The following is a 17,589-nucleotide window of genomic DNA, read 5'->3' as shown; positions in this document are numbered from 1 at the left end:
TTTCTTCTTTCCCTTCCTTTCAAAACAAAAACTTCCATTTTCACATTCTCTGCACTTTTGCCTGCCAATTTTAAAACTCGAATCACAATAAGGTTTGGAATAACGATGAACAACGCGAACTTTCTACGTGCAATGGCACTTGTTACCGCGGTGGCAAGTTTACCAATAGCAGCACAACATAAGCCTCTACCACCTCCGCCTCCAGGCCAGCCACAACCAAGCTCGGCGCTGGATGATGAACTCTCACAAATTATGCGTGCTCGCGGTATTACAGGCAGAGTTGCAGGTGCACAACAATTGCCGAGGATCTCAGATCCCATTGCTCAGCTCGGCATGCAGTTATTTTTTAGCAAGGCCCTTGGGGGAGAAAAATCAGTCGCTTGTGCGAGCTGTCACGATCCAAGGCTTGGTGGTGGCGATGGCCTTTCGTTGCCAATAGGTACAAACGCAGTAGAAAGTGATGTGGTAGGCCCAGGTCGCCAAGCAGTCAACGATGACATCAATATTCCACGTAACTCTCCCACCATTTTTAATACCGGATTTGCCAACAACGCTTTATTTTGGGACGGCCGTGTTCAACGTGTGACTATCACTGACGACCAAGGCAATGAAAGCAGTTTTATCAGTACGCCTGATTCAGGTTTTAACCAACCAGATGTAAACGCGGCAGATTCACTAGTTGCAACCCTGTCTCGCTTTCCTGTCACCTCTCGTGAAGAAATGCGTGGAGAGGCTTTCGAAAGTGCCGAGACCAATGAACAAGTCCGCTCACACTTAGCCCAACGCATTGGCGATTACGGTGATGAAGCCGGAGGCTTGGCCACCAATGATTGGCTTCAGGCCTTTAGAGAAGCATTCAACTCGCAAGCTGACGCGCAAACCTTAATTACCTTTGATAGTATTGCCTTTGCGCTCGGCCAGTATCAAGCGTCATTTGTGATGGTGGATACCGATTGGCATCGCTATGCTCGTGGTGACCGTGGCGCACTTAGTGTTCAACAAAAACGTGGTGCTAAACTCTTTTTTACTCCAGTAGCTGAAGGCGGTGCAGGATGTGTTGGGTGCCACAGTGGTGAACGTTTCACTAACGATGGTTTCTTTAACCTCGCCTTTCCACAGTATGGTATTGGCACACAAGATAATCAGGCCGATATCGGACGCGCTGCAATTGACCCCTCGCCTCGCAATCAATTTGCGTTTAGAGTCCCGAGCTTAATCAATGTTGCCCTGACTGCGCCATATGGTCACGCAGGAGCCTACGAGTCGTTAGAACAAGTGGTCAATCATTACTCAAACCCTGAGCAAACCGTCGAGCAATTTTTTCAACGTGGTGGTGCTTGTGGATTAAAGCAGTTTTCCTTAACCGCTCAGTGTGACACACTAAACCTACAAGCGAGAGAAAATAGTGAAGCGGCGTTAGCGTTACTGCGCCAGTCACCCTTTGTTGCCGCTAATTTAGCGCCACAACAAAAGCAGGATCTCGTTGCGTTTTTACATGCCTTGACAGACAAGTGTGCAAAAGACCAGCAGTGCGTAAGAAGGTGGGTGCCAAACCGTCGCACACCAGACCCTGATAATTTACGCTTGCATGCACAGCGTTAACCGGTGGAATAACAACAACCATGAAAATGACCATTCGCGTCAAACTATTGCTGATAATTTTGATAGCCAACACCACATTGGTGCTGGCTATCTATATCGCCAATAAATTAGCATTTGAAAAAAGCTTTACTGCCTATCTTGAAAATACCTCTCGGGCACAACTCAAAAATGTGGTAACGCAAGTTGCTGAGACTTACGCACGCCATGGTTCTTTGGACTGGGTGTATCGAGGCTCAGAGGATTGGGACGGCATAGTACGTAGCTTCTATGGTCTTTCTGAGGATGAGCGACCGCGAGACAGGCTACATTCTCGTCCACCACCAAGACATCGTGAAAGAGGCGAAGGAGGGCCACGAAGACGTGATGGCCCTCCACCGCGTTTTGACAATAAAAAACGCCTGCTGATCAAAGACGCACAAGGCAATATTATTATGGGCACACCGAAAAGTAAGCAGACTTCGTTGTGGTTCCCAGTCTATCAAAGCGACCATTTGGCGCAGCCTAAACGCGAACAGATTATCGCCTACTTAGGTGTCGAGCAAAGTGGCTTGGTACGAAATGACTTCGACCAACTGTTTGCAGAGCAACAACGTAAACAGTTCATCATCATTGCGCTCGTCGCCCTGTTGGTTACTTTAGTGATTGCCGTGCCTTTTAGTAAATATATGGTCAACCCAATCGTGTTGTTGCGCCGCAATGCAAAAACACTGACACAAGGAAATTACGATGCTCGCGTCAATATCGCGAGTAAAGACGAACTCGGTTTGCTTGCCAGAGATATGAACCGTTTGGCAGACACATTAGCGCAGAACCAAATAGCTAGGCAGCAATGGATAGCGGATATTTCGCACGAGCTACGCACGCCGATTGCCGTGATCCGCGCGGAACTTGAGGGCATGATTGATGGCATTATCGCAAGCGATCCTGAGCAACTGGTGTCCCTTAACGAAGAGATCCAACGATTGACTCGGCTGGTGGACGATTTACATCAACTATCGCTGTCAGACCGCGGTGCACTTACTTACAACATGGATAAAGAAAACCTTTACGACCTGCTCTCACGCACGTTTGCGAAAAGTAATCACCAAATTGAAAAGCACCATCTTGCTTATTCCTTGCAATGCGATGAGCATATTACCTTAGAATGTGACGAGCAGCGCCTTGGGCAGCTATTCGATAACTTGTTGCAAAACACCTTGCGTTACACAGACTCCTCAGCTGAACAACCGGGAAATCTCGATGTAAAAGTCATACAACGACAAGATAAAACGATAATTTACTGGCAGGACAGCGCACCTTCTGTGCCACAAGAACAGCTAAACAAACTATTTGATAGACTCTATCGAGTAGAGGAAGCGCGGAGTAGAAAAACGGGTGGCTCTGGCCTTGGTTTAGCCATTTGCCAAAGTATCGTTGCTGCCCACAACGGAAAAATCACTGCGGACTTGAGCGAACTGGGTGGTCTCGCTATTATTATTGAACTGAAAAGATAATGAGTTTCCCCCGTGCCAAACAAACATATTTTAATCGTCGAAGATGAACCAAAACTTGCCGATATTTTAAGTAAGTATTTGGCTCAAGCCGAGTATACCAGCCACTGTGTTCATGATGGCGCTTTAGCTGAAGAGGCTTTTAAACAACAGCAACCCGCCCTTATCTTACTCGACCTCATGCTGCCTAACCTTGACGGTATCGAAATTTGCAAGCGGATCAGAGCTTATTCAAACGTGCCAATTGTCATGATCACCGCCAAAGTAGAAGAAATCGACCGTCTCCTTGGTCTTGAAGTGGGTGCTGATGATTATGTGTGTAAACCCTATAGTCCAAAAGAAGTCGTCGCAAGGGTCAAGGCAATTTTAAGACGCGTGACGCTAAATGAGCGCGGCACAGTGTCAGAAACCGAGAGCAAACTTAAATTAGACGAAGAGAGCTTGTTTGTCTCCTTCCTCGACGCGAGAGCGACGCTCACTTATGTCGAGTTTATGCTCTTAAAGGCAATGTACGGACACCCATGCCGAATTTATAGCCGCGACTTATTGATGGATCACATCTACGATGACAGCCACATTGTTAGCGACAGAACCATAGATAGCCATATCAAAAATATTCGTAAAAAGCTGCAAAGCATCGCGCCTAAATACGACTTTATCCACTCCATTTACGGAGCGGGATATAAGTTTGAGGCGCAGGAACGTAATTCCTAGTCTCTAACCCACAATGGCGTTGGGTTATGCACTAATCCAACGCTCACCTGAGGCTTAATTCACCGCTACACCCCATTCCCTTTTATTGGTAAACTCCAAAAAATAACTAATAATTATAAAAAGGAATGGGCATGAAAAGGCTTGCTTTGGCAGTCATAATCACATTAACAGGCTGCAGTAATAGTAATGTTGTAGAGCGAATAAAATCTGAGTCTTCCGTGGTAAAACATAGCTCTGTAGAAGGGTATGAAGATAGATATTCCAACATCTACAATAAGTTTAAAGATTATCCAGTGACTTGCGAAGAAAACTGCTATCCAGTCACCCAACAAATTCAATGTCAGTCCGAAATGCAAGATTGCACTTACGTTGGCAACAACCCCACTCTCTCGCTCAATACTGGTTTTGCTATCCAATGGCTCGGACATGCGAGTTTTAAAGTCAACACCAAAGATGGACAACAGTTTTTGTTTGACCCTGTCACGGCTCAATTTGACTGGCCTGTAAACTGGGCGTTTCGCCTCTCAGAAGGGTTTAATCGCAATCAACCTGCACAGCTCAGTCAAACAGAGTTACAGCAAACCAATGCCGTAATGTACTCCCACATTCATTACGATCATTTTAACAAGAGTGATATCGAAGCGATTGGTACTGGACCAAATTACCTCACCCCGCTTGGATTTGCAGAGCACTTTCCTGAAGATGGATACAAGGTTTCTGAAATGGAGTGGTATTCAAGCAAACAACTTGGTGAAGTAACCGCACACTTTGTGCCTGCAAATCACTTCAGCAGCCGTATTTGGGTGCCGTTTTTATACGAAGATCATGGCGCTGCACTATGGGGTGGCTGGATATTAGAACACCTAGGCAAGACTCTATTTTTTGCTGGAGATACTGGATATTCACCGCACTTCAAAGACATTCAAGAAAAATACGGTGATATTGATGTGTGCCTACTTCCAATTGCCTCATACTACAGCGAAGAACATCCTGATTGGTATCGTAAAGTACACACCACACCAGAAGATGCACTGACTGCCGCAAAAGAGCTGGGCTGCAAGGTTATGGTGCCGTGGGGCTACGGTAATGCTAGTTGGAAAATGGGAGATAGAACTTCGCATTCAGCGCTTTTCCGCTTACTGCATATGCAACAAGTGCTAAAAGCCCAAACGCCACTGTATATTTTAAATGAAGGTGATTCAGTGCACCTATAACCTTATGCTAGCGCACCAAGTCTCTAATTGATTTGGTGCGTTATAAAGCCTCCTATTTTCTAGCTTTTCTCAGTGATGGTTAATTATGCTTTTTATTGGCTAAAAAGTGGTATAGATGACAACAAAAAACAATTAATAAAAACAGATACAACAAGTAGTTATAAGGCCTATTCCGGTTTTGTTCAGGTTAATGTGTTATAATTACAAAGTGTTAATTCAAGGAGGCACCATACCCGAGTGAGCAGAGCCAAACTAAGTCAAGACGAAAGCTTATCTTTTAAAATCAACTATCAACTCCTTCCCAAAGAGACAAACCAACTCGACCTGTATTTTTCAATCCCAACCGATATGGGGATTAATACCAACACGTTGAACGAAGTAGACTATTTTAATGCCAATATAAAAAGCCACAGTGCATATTACTCGGAGCAGCTCCACCTCCCCTTGGTACGTAGCCGCTTTATCAGCCAAAGCAAAGGTCAAAAAACGGATTACCGCGTTAATCTAAATCTATTTTGCTACCAGATCCGCATTGCGCTAGATGCCGATGTAAAGCAGACATTGAAGCTAAAAGAGGCTGATGAGTTTTATCCAGCTGCACAATTATTGGTGGAAGAAACCGAGCGCCTATTGAAAAAACTCAGGCGTTACACGCCACCAGACAATAAGCTTAAGCCTTACTATCAAAACGCAGATAACTACCTCAGCTGGCATACTGAGCAAGCGTTTTTGAAACTCCTCTCCAGCGGGCCTAAGTCAAGCGACTTTAGTCATGAGCGAAGCTGTATTGTTAGTTTCTGTCAACGAGAAAGCCAATACCGCGAGGAGCAGAGCTACAACTCGCAAGTCACGTTGGACGACCCAAACCGCATTACCAATAAAATGAAATTGCTTGAAAGGCTCATTGAATATGGCGTTGTTTTTAACAAACAAACCATCGACTTAAGTACCAATCTAAAGCGTTTAGTTCGCGGTGTGGTTACTGGTATTATCATGGCCTTCGTGATGTTTATTGTGCTCAACGCCCGCTCTAACTTTCAAGAAGTCACCGTCGCCCTTATCGCTTTGCTTGGGGTAATTTATGGCCTTAGAGAAACATTCAAAGAAGACTTAACCCAGTGGGCATGGCGTCATATTCAACGTGGCCGGCCAAAGTGGCGCAACAAGTTTAAAAACTCAGTGACGGACGCCATCGTTTGTACACAAACTATATGGCTGGAACATATTCGTAAAAAAGACCTACCAGAAGACGTTGATAAGCTACTAAAGAAGCGTCGACAGCAAAATAAACAAGCGGCGCATCTACTGCATTTTTGCTGTAAAAACCAAGTGCATATCGACGAGTTTTTACCCGGTTACGAAGAAGTGCAACAACGTATCACCTTTAACATGAGTTCGTTTGTACGCTATCTGAAAAAAGGTGCAGGAAAGCTTTATAGCCTTGAAGGGAAAAAGGTCTCGAAAAAGTCAGTTGAACGTCGCTATCAAATAAACTTGGTAATGCGGTTTAAATCTTCTCAGGGAATCCAGTTAGAAAGATATAAACTCACCATGAACCGCTCTGAAATCGTCGCCATAGAGCTTATGGCAAGCGATTCCGTGTATATTGAAAACGACGCTTAAGCACAGATGTAGTTTCGAATAACCGCCGACAAAATGGATTGGAAGCAGGTTTACCGCACTCCAATCCTAAATCCTGCGATGCGGCTACTCAAAGGATATTAATGCGCTTTCTTTGGTCCGTAACGAACCATGTCTTTACCGTTTTCATACACGTCTTGAGATACCCAACGACCCAACAACAATTGGTGTTTATCATCCAAAATCGCAATAAATGGTCTGCCATCGCTGTTGTTCGTTGCCAGTGCCACACCAGCCACGTTTTGCAACCCTAAGCCACCGTTATCAATTAGCAACAAAAAAGCTTCCAGCTCGTCCAAAGTTTCAATGATATCTTTATCGTTGATCATCTCTTTACTCTCACTTACTCAGTATGCCGCGTAGAATAGCAGTTATGTTGAAGTGATTGAACCTGACGCCACAATTACATCCTATTCAAACTATGGCTTAATGCTTCCCATACACACTGTACGGCTTTACTGCGGCCTTGTTTACCTAAACACACTAAATGAATTGGTTGGCGGTCAGGATGTGCGTATTCGGTTAAAATAGGTACCAACTGACCTTGGTTTAATTCCTGTTGAACGTAGTAAGGGTCTCCCATCACAACCCCCTGTCCAAGCACCGCAAGTTGCACCATTGCACGGGCATCATCACAATACGTTACGGCATGGGGCTTGATGTTGAACACCTGACCGTTTTGATGGACAAATGGCCATTTGTCCATGGTGGTGCCTTTATTTTTAAATACCAAGCAACGATGACTCAATAAAGCATCGGATGAGTCAGGCGTGCCGGCTACAGCCAAATACTCCGGACTGGCAAACCAAGCAAAGAATTTTTCACCGATTTTCTTAGCAAGTAACGAAGAATCAGGTAAATGCCCTATTCGGATAGCAATATCTATCTGATTATCGATTAAATCGACAATATCGTCCGTCAAGTTCAGCTCGAAACGTATATCAGGAAACTGTTTTGAAATATCATGTAGTTTAGCCAGCAAATAGCGCTCAGCCATTAAGGTCGAGCAGCTGATCTTTACCTTACCGCTTGGCGTTAAACGTTGCTGCTCACTTAACTGCTCAGTCTGGCTTAATACTTCCTGTAACTTTTCGGTACTTTTGAGTAATTGGCTGCCGCTTTGGGTCAGTGCCAATTTACGCGTACTGCGCTCTAATAAACGCACATTGAGCTGCTGCTCTAGCTGCGATATGCGCTTACTGACCGACGAGCGTGGTAACTGCACTTTATCGGCAGCGCCCTGAAAACTGCCTATAGAGGCCACTAGCCTAAATAAATACAAATTTTCTAATTGCTTGTGTAATTCCATTTCATTGTTTCTCTAAGAGAACTTATCAATTCGTTTTTTATCATCTTATCAGCACGAATTGCAATCACTACAATGTCATTTATACCATCGTATAACGCATAAGGATTTACCATGTCATTACCAACCATCTTGATCACTGGCGCAACTGCTGGAATTGGACTTGCAGCTGCCAAGCATTACCTCACCCAAGGCTGGAAAGTCATTTTTACGGGAAGAAACGAAGACAGAATTGCAACGGTCGAAAACCAACTGCTAGCATGCGCAAACCATCCTTCACAAGTGCTTGGGCTGCTCTGTGACAGCAGCGTTCCAACCCACTTTGAAAGCTTACCAAAGAAGCTACAAGCACAGGACATTAAGCTTGACGCGGTGATTTTAAATGCGGGTGTATTCTATCCAAAACCTTTTGCCGACAATGAGCTAAGCGATTTAAATACGACCATGCTTATTAACTTCACAGGCCCTGCAATGCTATTACAACACTTGTTACCAGTAATGAATAATCCATGTAGTGTTGTTTATGTATCAAGTATTGCGGTACAGCGTGCTTTTGCTGGAGCGGCAAGTTATGCCGCTAGCAAAGCCGCATTTGAGGCGCTAGCTGCAACGCTCAATTTAGAATGGAGTGACCGTGGAGTACGTATTAACCACCTACGTCCTGGGGTGACCCATACTGAAATCCAAAATAAAGCAGGAATGAGCGAGCAACAAATAGCCGAGCTCAATGCAGGGTTGTCGTCGATTCCATTAGGTCGCATGTTACAAGCAACAGAAATGCTAGCAAGCTTAGACTTTTTAACTGGCGAAGGGTCAACAGCAATGCGCGGTGCGCACATCACTGTTGACGGTGGTTACTGCTTGTAAAAATGTAAGGATCAGTCCGCCGTTGGTTTTACCTCTCTGGGCTGATCCTGCATTTTTTGAAACAACCAACCAATTCCCACCAGACATAAGCCTAAACCGATAAAAGACAAGGCACGCAGCAAGCCTTCGAGGTTTGCCATATCGACCACAAAGGCTTTTAAGATAACAATGGCTAGCCCTGCAAAACCGGCGTTAATCAACACCTTATGCTCTATCCGCTTGGCAACAAAAATCAATACGGTTGAAATCAATAGCCAAACAATTGAATAGGTATATAACTCGGATTGCTCCATCGGCATCGACAGCACGAGGAAACCTTCATGAAATAACGCCCGAATTTCACCGTTGATAAACAAGACCCCTAGTACGGCTATCAGTCCGTATACCAAACGCTTAAATTGCGGTGGTATTAACTTAAACTGGAGCATGACAGCGAATACACATGCTGGTGCCAACCACTGCAAAAGTAGCCAATTAAACACACCGTCTCCAATATATTGCCTGTCAAAAAACGGATTATTGGCAAACGAAATATCGGCGTGGAGCAACGCGCTTCCAAGTAACAGCAAGCTCGCGGCAAGCGGATAAAGTCTGTTGCCCTTGTCGCTGAGCTGCCCTCGCCACAGATATACAGCGCCAAGCACCAGCCAATTTAAAGCAAGCAACACGGATTCTTGGAAACCGAGATTAGTAAAATCAGGGTAGTCACCAATCAAGAGATAGCTTGTTTCGGTCGTGACCAGAAGCGCCACAATATGCATTGCAACGCCCATAAACCAAGTGTTCAGGGCCTTTGAAGGGTTGTATTTGGTAGCAAACCAAATGATGCCCAGCACCAGCGGATAGACCACAAGTGTCCAATGTATGGTTAAAATTGTTTCGTGCTTGTAATCTGCAAGCCAAGGCGCAAAAGTAAGACGGGTAACAACGGCAATAAGTGCAGCCTTATACAACCAATCAGGTAAACGCACCTTGTACTTCCAGCTCAAATAACTCATAGACGCTACTTGTGCCGCAATCGCTAAAGTCAACGAGCTTGCCGAGAGTAACATCGTAAAACACAAACTCAGCATGGCATTCGCCAAAATAAGGTAAGTGACCTGCTGAATATTAGTATCCGTTTTCATCGCACAATACGAAGCGAAGAGCCCGATGGCCAACATTTCAATCGCCCATACAGGATATAAAATTGCTTCTGTGACTCTCGGAGAAATAGCGTAGCTTACACCGTAAAGCGCAAGTGGTGCCACGTTCAACAGCATCAAATAAGCGAGTCTTGATGGATATCGCTTAATCATCATCATGCTAAATAACATCGTAATGACCACTGCCACTTGGATAAACAAATACTTACCGGTAAAAGGAAAAAGGACGTCGTCGAAAGTGCCCACTTTGGGCATCAAGTAGAATGAGAGAAGTACAAACAATAGTAAATAAAATGGCCAACTATCCAATGCACTATGTCTATAAGCCGCGCACAAAACCACGCTAGCAAATAAGACATTAGCCCAAATAAGCGTATCGATATGGGTTTTTATTATTAGCGCACATGCGATAAGTAACAGTGGGAGTAAAATTCCCAATTGCTCTTTTCTTGGCATTAATAGATCTTTGACCGGCAACGGACTTATCATTGAATTCGTCAGGCGCCAACCCAGTACGTCTACCAACACATATAAGTACATTGAGATAAGCGCAAAAATCAGCAGCACCCAAAAGTCGCCGCTTCCACCAACCGCAACCGCGGTGCAAAACCATAAGAAATGCCCAACAAAGCTTTGCCACCACAACCATTTTTGCTTCACATAATCCGCAACCCATATCGCAGAGAGTGAAACAAAGCTGATATACAGCAGTAACGCACCGATATTATTAGAACCTGTCGATACCAAAGCAGGCACGACATACGCACCAACGATGCCAATACCTGCGAGCACAGGGCCAAATCTCAGTGCCAAAGAGGTCGCAACCAAGGAAATAATGGCGAGTAAAACAAAGGTCAAATTAGCTGGTATAAAATGATAGAAATCAAAAGCAACCAATATCATGGCAAAGCAAGTGATCACGCCACCACTGGCAAGCGCTGCAGAAATGTATGGAGTATTAATTTTTAGCTTTTCTTTGTAGCGATTTACGACTTCAGCGGCAGTAACCAAACTGATTCCAAAAAGGGCCCCCAGTATCACTCGCACACTTGGGGGAAGAAGTCCGGCTTCAATAGAGTACTTAGCTAGAAAAACGCCGCCCAAGGCTAGCACTACAGCACCTATCCAAAAAAGTCCATTTCCTTTTAATAAAGAATCTAAAGTAAAGTCAAATTCAAAGGCAGGTTTACTCTTACTAGGCTTAGCTCTTGCGATAGTGACCGTGCTTTCAGGCTGCTGAGGTTGTGTATGATTGGCTGTTGCCGTGGATTCGCCCAATGCAGTCCGTGCTGTTAATGATGTGGTGTCAGCTGTTTCGCCATTCTTTTGTCCACACTCAGAAAGCTTATTCTCTGAATGTGTTTGCTCTGAGCATGCTTGATCTGAGAATTCACGACCTTCAAGTGTCGAGATCCGGCGACTTTGCTGCTCTATCGTATTTTGTAACTGATGTACTTTTTTAACGAGTTGCTTAAGCCTTTGTCTATCTTGTAGGGCAAAAACAGCGCTAATAAATACAAAAAGATAAAATATAAAAGAGATAAACTCCGTTTCCATACGACTCCTTATTTGTTTGCTAGGCCCTAGCTCACCTGCATTAGAAACAGTATGAGATCAACCACACCAATAAATCAATCTCTCATGATGGGTGCCATAACTTTAGCAAGCCACATTGAAGTATGATGACTTGAAATTTTCTAACATTGGCAAAAAATGCACATGCGCCCCGTTGTCATATTACCTCCTTGTAAATAAACTAAAAAATTATATTTTAGGGACGTTGTTCTAAGGATTTTTCTGTGCGTTTTTTATCACTTTTACTTTTTGTAGCGATTTCTGGCTGTAGCTATACTCAGCCAAACTTAAAGCCAAAACAGTGGCGTTTTGCGACCGATCCGCATGGCAGCCAAGCAATTCTGAACGGCCCGCTTGTTAATGAAGAGCAAGTTGCTATTCAGTTTAAACGCGTGCCGCGAGTCGATAAACAAAACAACTCTTGGGTAGAGCTTATTTACGACTTACCCGCAAAACAGCTTCCCTCTCAATTCAATATCGCACTGACGTATAAAAGTGATAACGCTTTGATCGTTAAGTTATCGCAACAGGAGTATGGCGGCTCAGGTGATAAAAGCTATGCGCACTACCAAACTAAATTACCAGCATCAAACACTTGGCAAACAATCAACGTAGCTCTGAATGATTTTGCCAGACCCAATTGGACACCAGCTTGGTCAAAAGACAAAGGGGTCATACTCAAGCATGTTTCAGCACTTTACTTCGTACCAGATTTAACGGATGTGGAAGGTGGTGAAGCAAGCCTTGCAATAAAAAGTCTTCGAATTGAGTAATTCACTGGTTAGAAATGATGTAAACGAGATGTGAGATATTGCGGCTTTTCGCAAAGCCACAATATAGCCAGCACAGATAACGGTTAAATTAATAGCGCTGGCTAATCAGGGAGTAATTAAGCGTTAAAATTACGCACCTAATGCCGTTAGCTTTTCTTTCAATTCTTCTTTATTGATTAGACCCATTTCGTGCTGCTTTTTGGTTTTACGAATTTCATCGAAATTGTCTAGTTTCAAACGCGCTTTAGCCAGCTTAGTATCAAACTCGTCTTGTGAGATGACATCAAGCTTTAGCGCTTTTTCTAGCTTCTCTTTTTCACCATCAAACTCTTTTTGGAAAACCGCTTTTTCCTGAATAACAATCTGATCTTTTAGTTGCTTCTCAATAGCGATAACTTCCGCTTCTAAATCATCTTTACGCTTAATTAACGGGTCGATACGCTCGATAGTGTCTTGCAATACAGCCTCAAGGTTTGCACCATCGTTTTTGATTAGGTTTTCAATGTATTTACGGCCAATATCTTGGTATGCAATATTAAGTTGACCATCGATTGACGCGATATCTGATTTCAAACCAGCAAGCTTTGCATTGTCTTTTGTTGAAGACACAATATCACCGCTTAGTTTACTGGTAGATTCGCCAATACTGCTACCAATAGATTGCGCTTGAGTTTTGAATTTATTTAATAGACTCATGGTTATTTTTCCTTAAATAGATTGAGATTTTCAATTTATGTAATATCTAATACGGCAGACAAACCGACAAAATATATTTCAGATTAATTACGTAATAATTATCAAGCCCAGAGTATCTTGACTTAACTTTAAGACACTCGTTTCTTGCGCTTCGACATGATGCGTTTGGTGCCACTCCACGCCATCCAACAGCCGAATAACACAGCTCCAACGACCAAAGAGTAAATAGCAAAAGAAGCGACTTTAATAATAAAAATGACGAGCAAGGTGATAAATAGAACAACAAACAACAAAAGCTTTGGTGATTTAGCCAGTTGCTTGGCAATAAAAGAAGGTAAAAACGCACTTAATATGCGCTCCAATCTTTGAGCATTCATAACACTATAATCCTTGTGTTTAAGTGAGATTATTTTAAGACGGGCGATAGATTATCAGCTTTATTGCTACCTGCCAAATTAATTATAGGTTAATTATCAAGCTGAACAATCCCAACCTCCAAACCAGTTATTAACTGTAATCTACAGCCGAAATAAAAATTAAAACCATTACTTACAAAAAGTTATCATTTTAAAAAGTGTTACACCTTGAAATTTTAATACCTTTTTTCTCAACAATTGAAACTAACCAATTATTAGTACCCAAAACGACACTACTTTATTTGTGTAAATTTCGATAGTGCCTTCCAGATTTAGGTCAACACTTATCCAAGATTTTACATGGCTTCATCCAAACGCAGGATCGAAACCAACTTCTCCACTAGGGATACTTTCACACCAGCTGTTAATCATAAAATATTCTTTTGGTATCCCTGAAACCGTAAGCTCTGGGGAGTGGTTAAACCCAAAGCGTGAGTAATACGCAGGCTCACCAATCAGCACTACGCCGTCTACATCTCGCTGTTTTAGTATCTCTAACGCTCTGTTAATTAGCAGACTTCCTATGCCTTTTCCCTGCACTTTTGGAGCAATGGATACCGGTGCTAGTGCTAACCACTTACTGGCTTTTCCATTGATTGTTATTGGAGAAAAGGCAATATGGCCAACAACGCTTTCTCCATCTTCAGCAACCAAAGATAGCGCTAAACGCGCTGTATTTCTTAACTTTTCAACTATCAGGTGCTCCGTCGGCTTTGCTCCTGGTTCATGATGTGGATGATTTTCAAAAGCTAAGTACGTGAGTGAGCGAATGGCTTCATAATCTTGTGTGATTTCTGGTCTAATGTTCATCATTACCTCTTTAATTTGGTTATAAAAAACTGATAGCCATATTCACCTAAGTAATTATCATGGATATCAATTTCATCTTTTAAATCTGAAAGAACAGTAGTGTCGATTGTACCTGTCGCATGCCCCATCAGCTTCGTTTTGAGTGGTTGAAGATAATTATCCCACGCCTCTTGAGACAAACTAAAATGATCAATTATTTCAAAATCTAATCGTTTAATTTGCTCAATGCGGTACTCTACAGTTTGCATATCAGGATACTGTGTACTCCAATACATTTTGGCTTTTGTCGAGGGTTCGTCTGTAAACCAAACTAGATCACTAAAAATAATAAAGCCTGTTGACTTTAAAAAACGACGCCAATATTTAAGCGCCTTTTCAACCCCCATAATGTATGCACTACCTTCAGCCCAAATGACATCAAATTTTGCACTATCAAATGGCAATTGAGTCATACTTGCACATACAAAACGAACTAGCTCTGATACCTGTTGAGCCGCCAAGTTTAACTTTGCTACACAAAGAGTTAGTTCATCGTTATCGATAGCCAAAATTGAACCCCTTGTATGGTATGCGAGCACTTGCGTTGATATCCCCTTTCCACACCCAATCTCTAACACTGCTCCATTGCTATCTGGCAATTTTCCCCACGCCCGCAACGTATCAGCAGCAGAGCCTGGTCCTAGCCTTTCTAATCCGTTAAAGACAGCGTCGAATTCCCCAATATACTGATCATGTATGTTCATATCCTGAGACAACCACCTTAATTTCAATGCCTGCTTCTCAGTAAACCCTTGTTTCAACAGCCAATCGAAGTGAGCATCAGGGGCTTGCTTGTCCATCGCATGATGCCATGTACGCATAGAGTCCATTCCAAGTAATGAAGACAGTAGCGCCTTCGCTTGCACTTTTTGGGCAATTTCGGTCTCTAGCTTCGCTAACCTTTCCTCGAGTAGCTGGCGATCAACTTTCGCATCCAAGCATGCAAGACACTCTTTTAAAGACAGTCCACCAGCCTGCAGTTGCAATAACAGTTTAAGCCGCTGCAGATCACCATTGGTATAAACTCTGTAGCCATTGAGTTGACGTTGCCCCTTAATGAGTCCGAGCTTTTCGTAGTAGAGCAAAGTTGAGCGGCTCAAGCCGACTTCGCGTGCTAATTCAGAGATCCGATACATCATGTTCTCCTCAGATTGAGGTGCAAGATAAAGTATGAAGTTATAGACAGGTCAACACTAATCTACACATAAAAGAAATCTTTTGGCAAAGAATTAATGTCGAACCTGTAAGTTAGACACATCACTGCTAATAAGTAGATACTGCGACTATGTAAAGGGGGGAGTATGGATATTAATCATAAATAACCTGAGCTGCGGCTAATAAATAATGTTGAAATGTGATACAAGCTCAAATTCGTATCACACCTCACTATGACTGCTCATCCAACTTTTTTAATAAAAATATCGCCTCCATACATCCTTGGGTTTGACTATTCGGTCGTCAATTTTATGTAAGGCGTAAGTGCGCCGACTTTATCCAAACAGCGGATTTGGGCAACAGGTTGCTTTGCTCTATCTGAAAAATTAACAACGCCACCGCGCTGACATTTTGCTTTGAAAGCTTGATAAGCCGATACCCCATTTTTAAGCAGATCCACTCCATCTACAAACTGTATCTCCATGTCATGGTCAAATACTTTGCAGTTCTCTATCGGGTAGGTCTTGATATAGTCATCGTAATAGCTGAGGCTAATCCTGCGGCAATGAGTACGCATTAGTTCTATGATAATCTCTTTACCCCAATGTTGATGGTAAAAACTAGGGTAGTCCGTTGACACAGCCCCCTTTAGCACAGTGCCTTCAAACCAAGTCTCTATTTCTCTGAAGTTATCTTCCACTCTTTGATCGCTAAAACGCCCCAGCGCCTTAGCAAGCCTATCATTGCCGATTAAGCCATTTAGTACATTAAAGTAATCGCTTTGATTGTATGAGTAGGCCTTACTTTGTGCGAATAGATGTCGCCAGATATCAAAAAGTGACTGCGAGGGGTTTGTAGCTTGAACCTGATAATGACTGGCAAGCGCCATTACCGCGCCACAAGAATAATAGTTTTTGTATCGTTGTTGCTTCGCTGACTCGTTAAGCGCCGTTTGCTCTTTGTTCAATAAACATTGATTGGCTGACTCTTCAAATCTTTGTAACCACTGTTTAGCGTCAATAAAACCAAACTCAAGCATTGCAAGGTAAGCAAAAGCATCGGCTCCTCCTTCATGTAGCCAAGCATGTTTATAGTCTTCAATCGCATACATTTGACCATTCCAAAAATGAGCAGCTTCATGGGCAAGAAAGTGGAAGAGCTGGTTAAAACGCTCACTGTCTTTGTTTTGCCAACGTTTACCATTCACACTTAACTGCACCAGTCCAGCTAACGTTCCCCCTTCATAATTGGCAAAATCGTCAGCTAAGTGTGCATAATTAAAAAATACCACTGGCTTGAAGTTAAGTGGTTGATCTAGTTTTTTGGCGTAATAGTCAAATAGTTTGGGGAAATACGTTTGTGTGTTTTGCCACACCCACTTAGGTAGCGCTGGATCTACTACCGCTATCATGTTGTCATTCTCAATGGGAGTGATCGTGCCAAAGTAAATATAAGTTCCATCTCCGACTAAATCCCAGCTTGCCTTATGCTTATATCGCTTGCCCGAGAAAACGATATCGGTCTTTGGGCTATAAAAATAAAACCGGGTCCCATCAAATATGGCCTCCGATTGTGCAGTTACCTTTTCACTAAGGCTAAGATGATTGGTGTAAAACAAAACGCTGCCATCACTGTATTGCACATTTTGGCTGTAGTCTTTTAGGATAAAACCATAAAACGAATCAAATGTAAGCGAGAAAGACGTAAACTTTTTACCATTCGCTGCGGTGATTGATAGTACTCCACCTTCTTGCTGCCACTTCAGGTCTGGTTGAGTTATTTGGTAGTGCTGCGTGCGGTCGAAGTTACTTTGTCTTGCAAAGCTTACCCGCTCAACTGCTTTAGGCAATTTGTACTGTATCAACCATGAATCCGAGGCTTGTTGATAATGGACATGGATCTGCAGCTTATTTTCACTCTCAGATGCCAAAGTCGGCGTTGATAGCATTAGTAGCAACGAGAATAGCAAAGTAATTGCTAATGTTATTGTATTTTTCATGCAACTCGGATTGTATCTTTTTTAGGTGCAATAAAATTAACCTATTTATTGACTAAATACTAGTCGAGTACGGCTTCGCTCTGTCCTGAGCTAATTTGCTCATCAAATTGACTGTTTTTGTCCTAGCTATTGAATTTTCTTCATTCC

Annotated in this window: 15 protein-coding genes; 7 read left to right on the top strand and 8 right to left on the bottom strand. The window is 43.0% G+C overall.

Annotated features, from left to right (window positions below; translation table 11 throughout):
* The first annotated feature begins 105 nt into the window (after positions 1-105).
* The 5 genes from MHN30_RS16685 (at position 106) to MHN30_RS16665 (ending at position 6,643) form a co-directional block, all read left to right on the top strand.
* Positions 106-1,602 (top strand): cytochrome c peroxidase, encoded by a 1,497-nt coding sequence (locus MHN30_RS16685; RefSeq protein ID WP_239360424.1) that lies wholly within the window; start codon positions 106-108, stop codon positions 1,600-1,602.
* A 20-nt stretch (positions 1,603-1,622) separates the two neighbouring features.
* Positions 1,623-3,095: an ATP-binding protein gene (locus MHN30_RS16680; RefSeq protein WP_130164669.1), complete on the top strand. Its 1,473-nt coding sequence runs from the start codon at positions 1,623-1,625 to the stop codon at positions 3,093-3,095.
* Between the two features lie 12 nt (positions 3,096-3,107).
* Positions 3,108-3,806 (top strand): response regulator, encoded by a 699-nt coding sequence (locus tag MHN30_RS16675; protein ID WP_039492087.1) that lies wholly within the window; start codon positions 3,108-3,110, stop codon positions 3,804-3,806.
* 131 nt (positions 3,807-3,937) lie between these two features.
* On the top strand, positions 3,938-5,020 hold the full coding sequence (locus MHN30_RS16670; protein WP_130164670.1) for an MBL fold metallo-hydrolase: 1,083 nt from the start codon (positions 3,938-3,940) through the stop codon (positions 5,018-5,020).
* Between the two features lie 237 nt (positions 5,021-5,257).
* The gene (locus tag MHN30_RS16665; protein ID WP_045989600.1) at positions 5,258-6,643 is read left to right on the top strand and encodes a hypothetical protein; all 1,386 of its coding nucleotides are present in this window, start codon (positions 5,258-5,260) and stop codon (positions 6,641-6,643) included.
* A 98-nt stretch (positions 6,644-6,741) separates the two neighbouring features.
* Here the strand turns inward: MHN30_RS16665 and MHN30_RS16660 are convergent, their stop codons facing one another.
* Positions 6,742-6,990: a hypothetical protein gene (locus tag MHN30_RS16660; RefSeq protein WP_010370646.1), complete on the bottom strand. Its 249-nt coding sequence runs from the start codon at positions 6,988-6,990 to the stop codon at positions 6,742-6,744.
* A 74-nt stretch (positions 6,991-7,064) separates the two neighbouring features.
* Positions 7,065-7,970, bottom strand: coding sequence for a LysR family transcriptional regulator (locus tag MHN30_RS16655; RefSeq protein WP_239360423.1), 906 nt, complete (start codon positions 7,968-7,970; stop codon positions 7,065-7,067).
* Positions 7,971-8,081: 111 nt separating this feature from the next.
* Between MHN30_RS16655 and MHN30_RS16650 the strand changes: the two genes are divergently transcribed.
* On the top strand, positions 8,082-8,834 hold the full coding sequence (locus MHN30_RS16650) for an SDR family oxidoreductase (RefSeq protein WP_239360421.1): 753 nt from the start codon (positions 8,082-8,084) through the stop codon (positions 8,832-8,834).
* An 11-nt stretch (positions 8,835-8,845) separates the two neighbouring features.
* Here MHN30_RS16650 and MHN30_RS16645 read toward each other — a convergent pair whose 3' ends face one another.
* The gene (locus tag MHN30_RS16645) at positions 8,846-11,536 is read right to left on the bottom strand and encodes a DUF2339 domain-containing protein (protein WP_239360420.1); all 2,691 of its coding nucleotides are present in this window, start codon (positions 11,534-11,536) and stop codon (positions 8,846-8,848) included.
* Positions 11,537-11,778: 242 nt separating this feature from the next.
* On the opposite strand from MHN30_RS16645, the gene MHN30_RS16640 reads away from it, so the two are divergent.
* Positions 11,779-12,327, top strand: coding sequence for a carbohydrate binding domain-containing protein (locus tag MHN30_RS16640; RefSeq protein WP_239360419.1), 549 nt, complete (start codon positions 11,779-11,781; stop codon positions 12,325-12,327).
* 129 nt (positions 12,328-12,456) lie between these two features.
* Here the strand turns inward: MHN30_RS16640 and MHN30_RS16635 are convergent, their stop codons facing one another.
* The 5 genes from MHN30_RS16635 to MHN30_RS16615 all read right to left on the bottom strand — a co-directional run bounded on the left by MHN30_RS16635 (position 12,457) and on the right by MHN30_RS16615 (position 17,442).
* Positions 12,457-13,023 carry a hypothetical protein gene (locus MHN30_RS16635; RefSeq protein ID WP_017217868.1) on the bottom strand — a complete coding sequence of 189 codons (567 nt, stop codon included), beginning with the start codon at positions 13,021-13,023 and terminating at the stop codon, positions 12,457-12,459.
* Positions 13,024-13,151: 128 nt separating this feature from the next.
* A complete protein-coding gene (locus MHN30_RS16630; RefSeq protein WP_010370628.1) occupies positions 13,152-13,400 on the bottom strand; it encodes a hypothetical protein in 249 nt (82 codons plus the stop codon).
* Positions 13,401-13,745: 345 nt separating this feature from the next.
* On the bottom strand, positions 13,746-14,252 hold the full coding sequence (locus MHN30_RS16625; protein WP_205992076.1) for an N-acetyltransferase: 507 nt from the start codon (positions 14,250-14,252) through the stop codon (positions 13,746-13,748).
* The gene (locus tag MHN30_RS16620) at positions 14,252-15,424 is read right to left on the bottom strand and encodes a MerR family transcriptional regulator (protein WP_239360498.1); all 1,173 of its coding nucleotides are present in this window, start codon (positions 15,422-15,424) and stop codon (positions 14,252-14,254) included. The genes MHN30_RS16625 and MHN30_RS16620 overlap by 1 nt, the downstream gene beginning before the upstream one ends.
* A gap of 311 nt (positions 15,425-15,735) precedes the next feature.
* Positions 15,736-17,442 carry a hypothetical protein gene (locus MHN30_RS16615; RefSeq protein WP_130164674.1) on the bottom strand — a complete coding sequence of 569 codons (1,707 nt, stop codon included), beginning with the start codon at positions 17,440-17,442 and terminating at the stop codon, positions 15,736-15,738.
* Between the last annotated feature and the right edge of the window lie 147 nt (positions 17,443-17,589).

This window comes from Pseudoalteromonas sp. OF7H-1 (assembly GCF_022347825.1).
In the GTDB taxonomy this organism is placed as follows: Bacteria; Pseudomonadota; Gammaproteobacteria; order Enterobacterales; family Alteromonadaceae; genus Pseudoalteromonas; species Pseudoalteromonas maricaloris.
The sequence above is the reverse complement of the archived record's forward strand: the minus strand, read 5'-3'. Positions and strand labels throughout refer to the sequence as shown.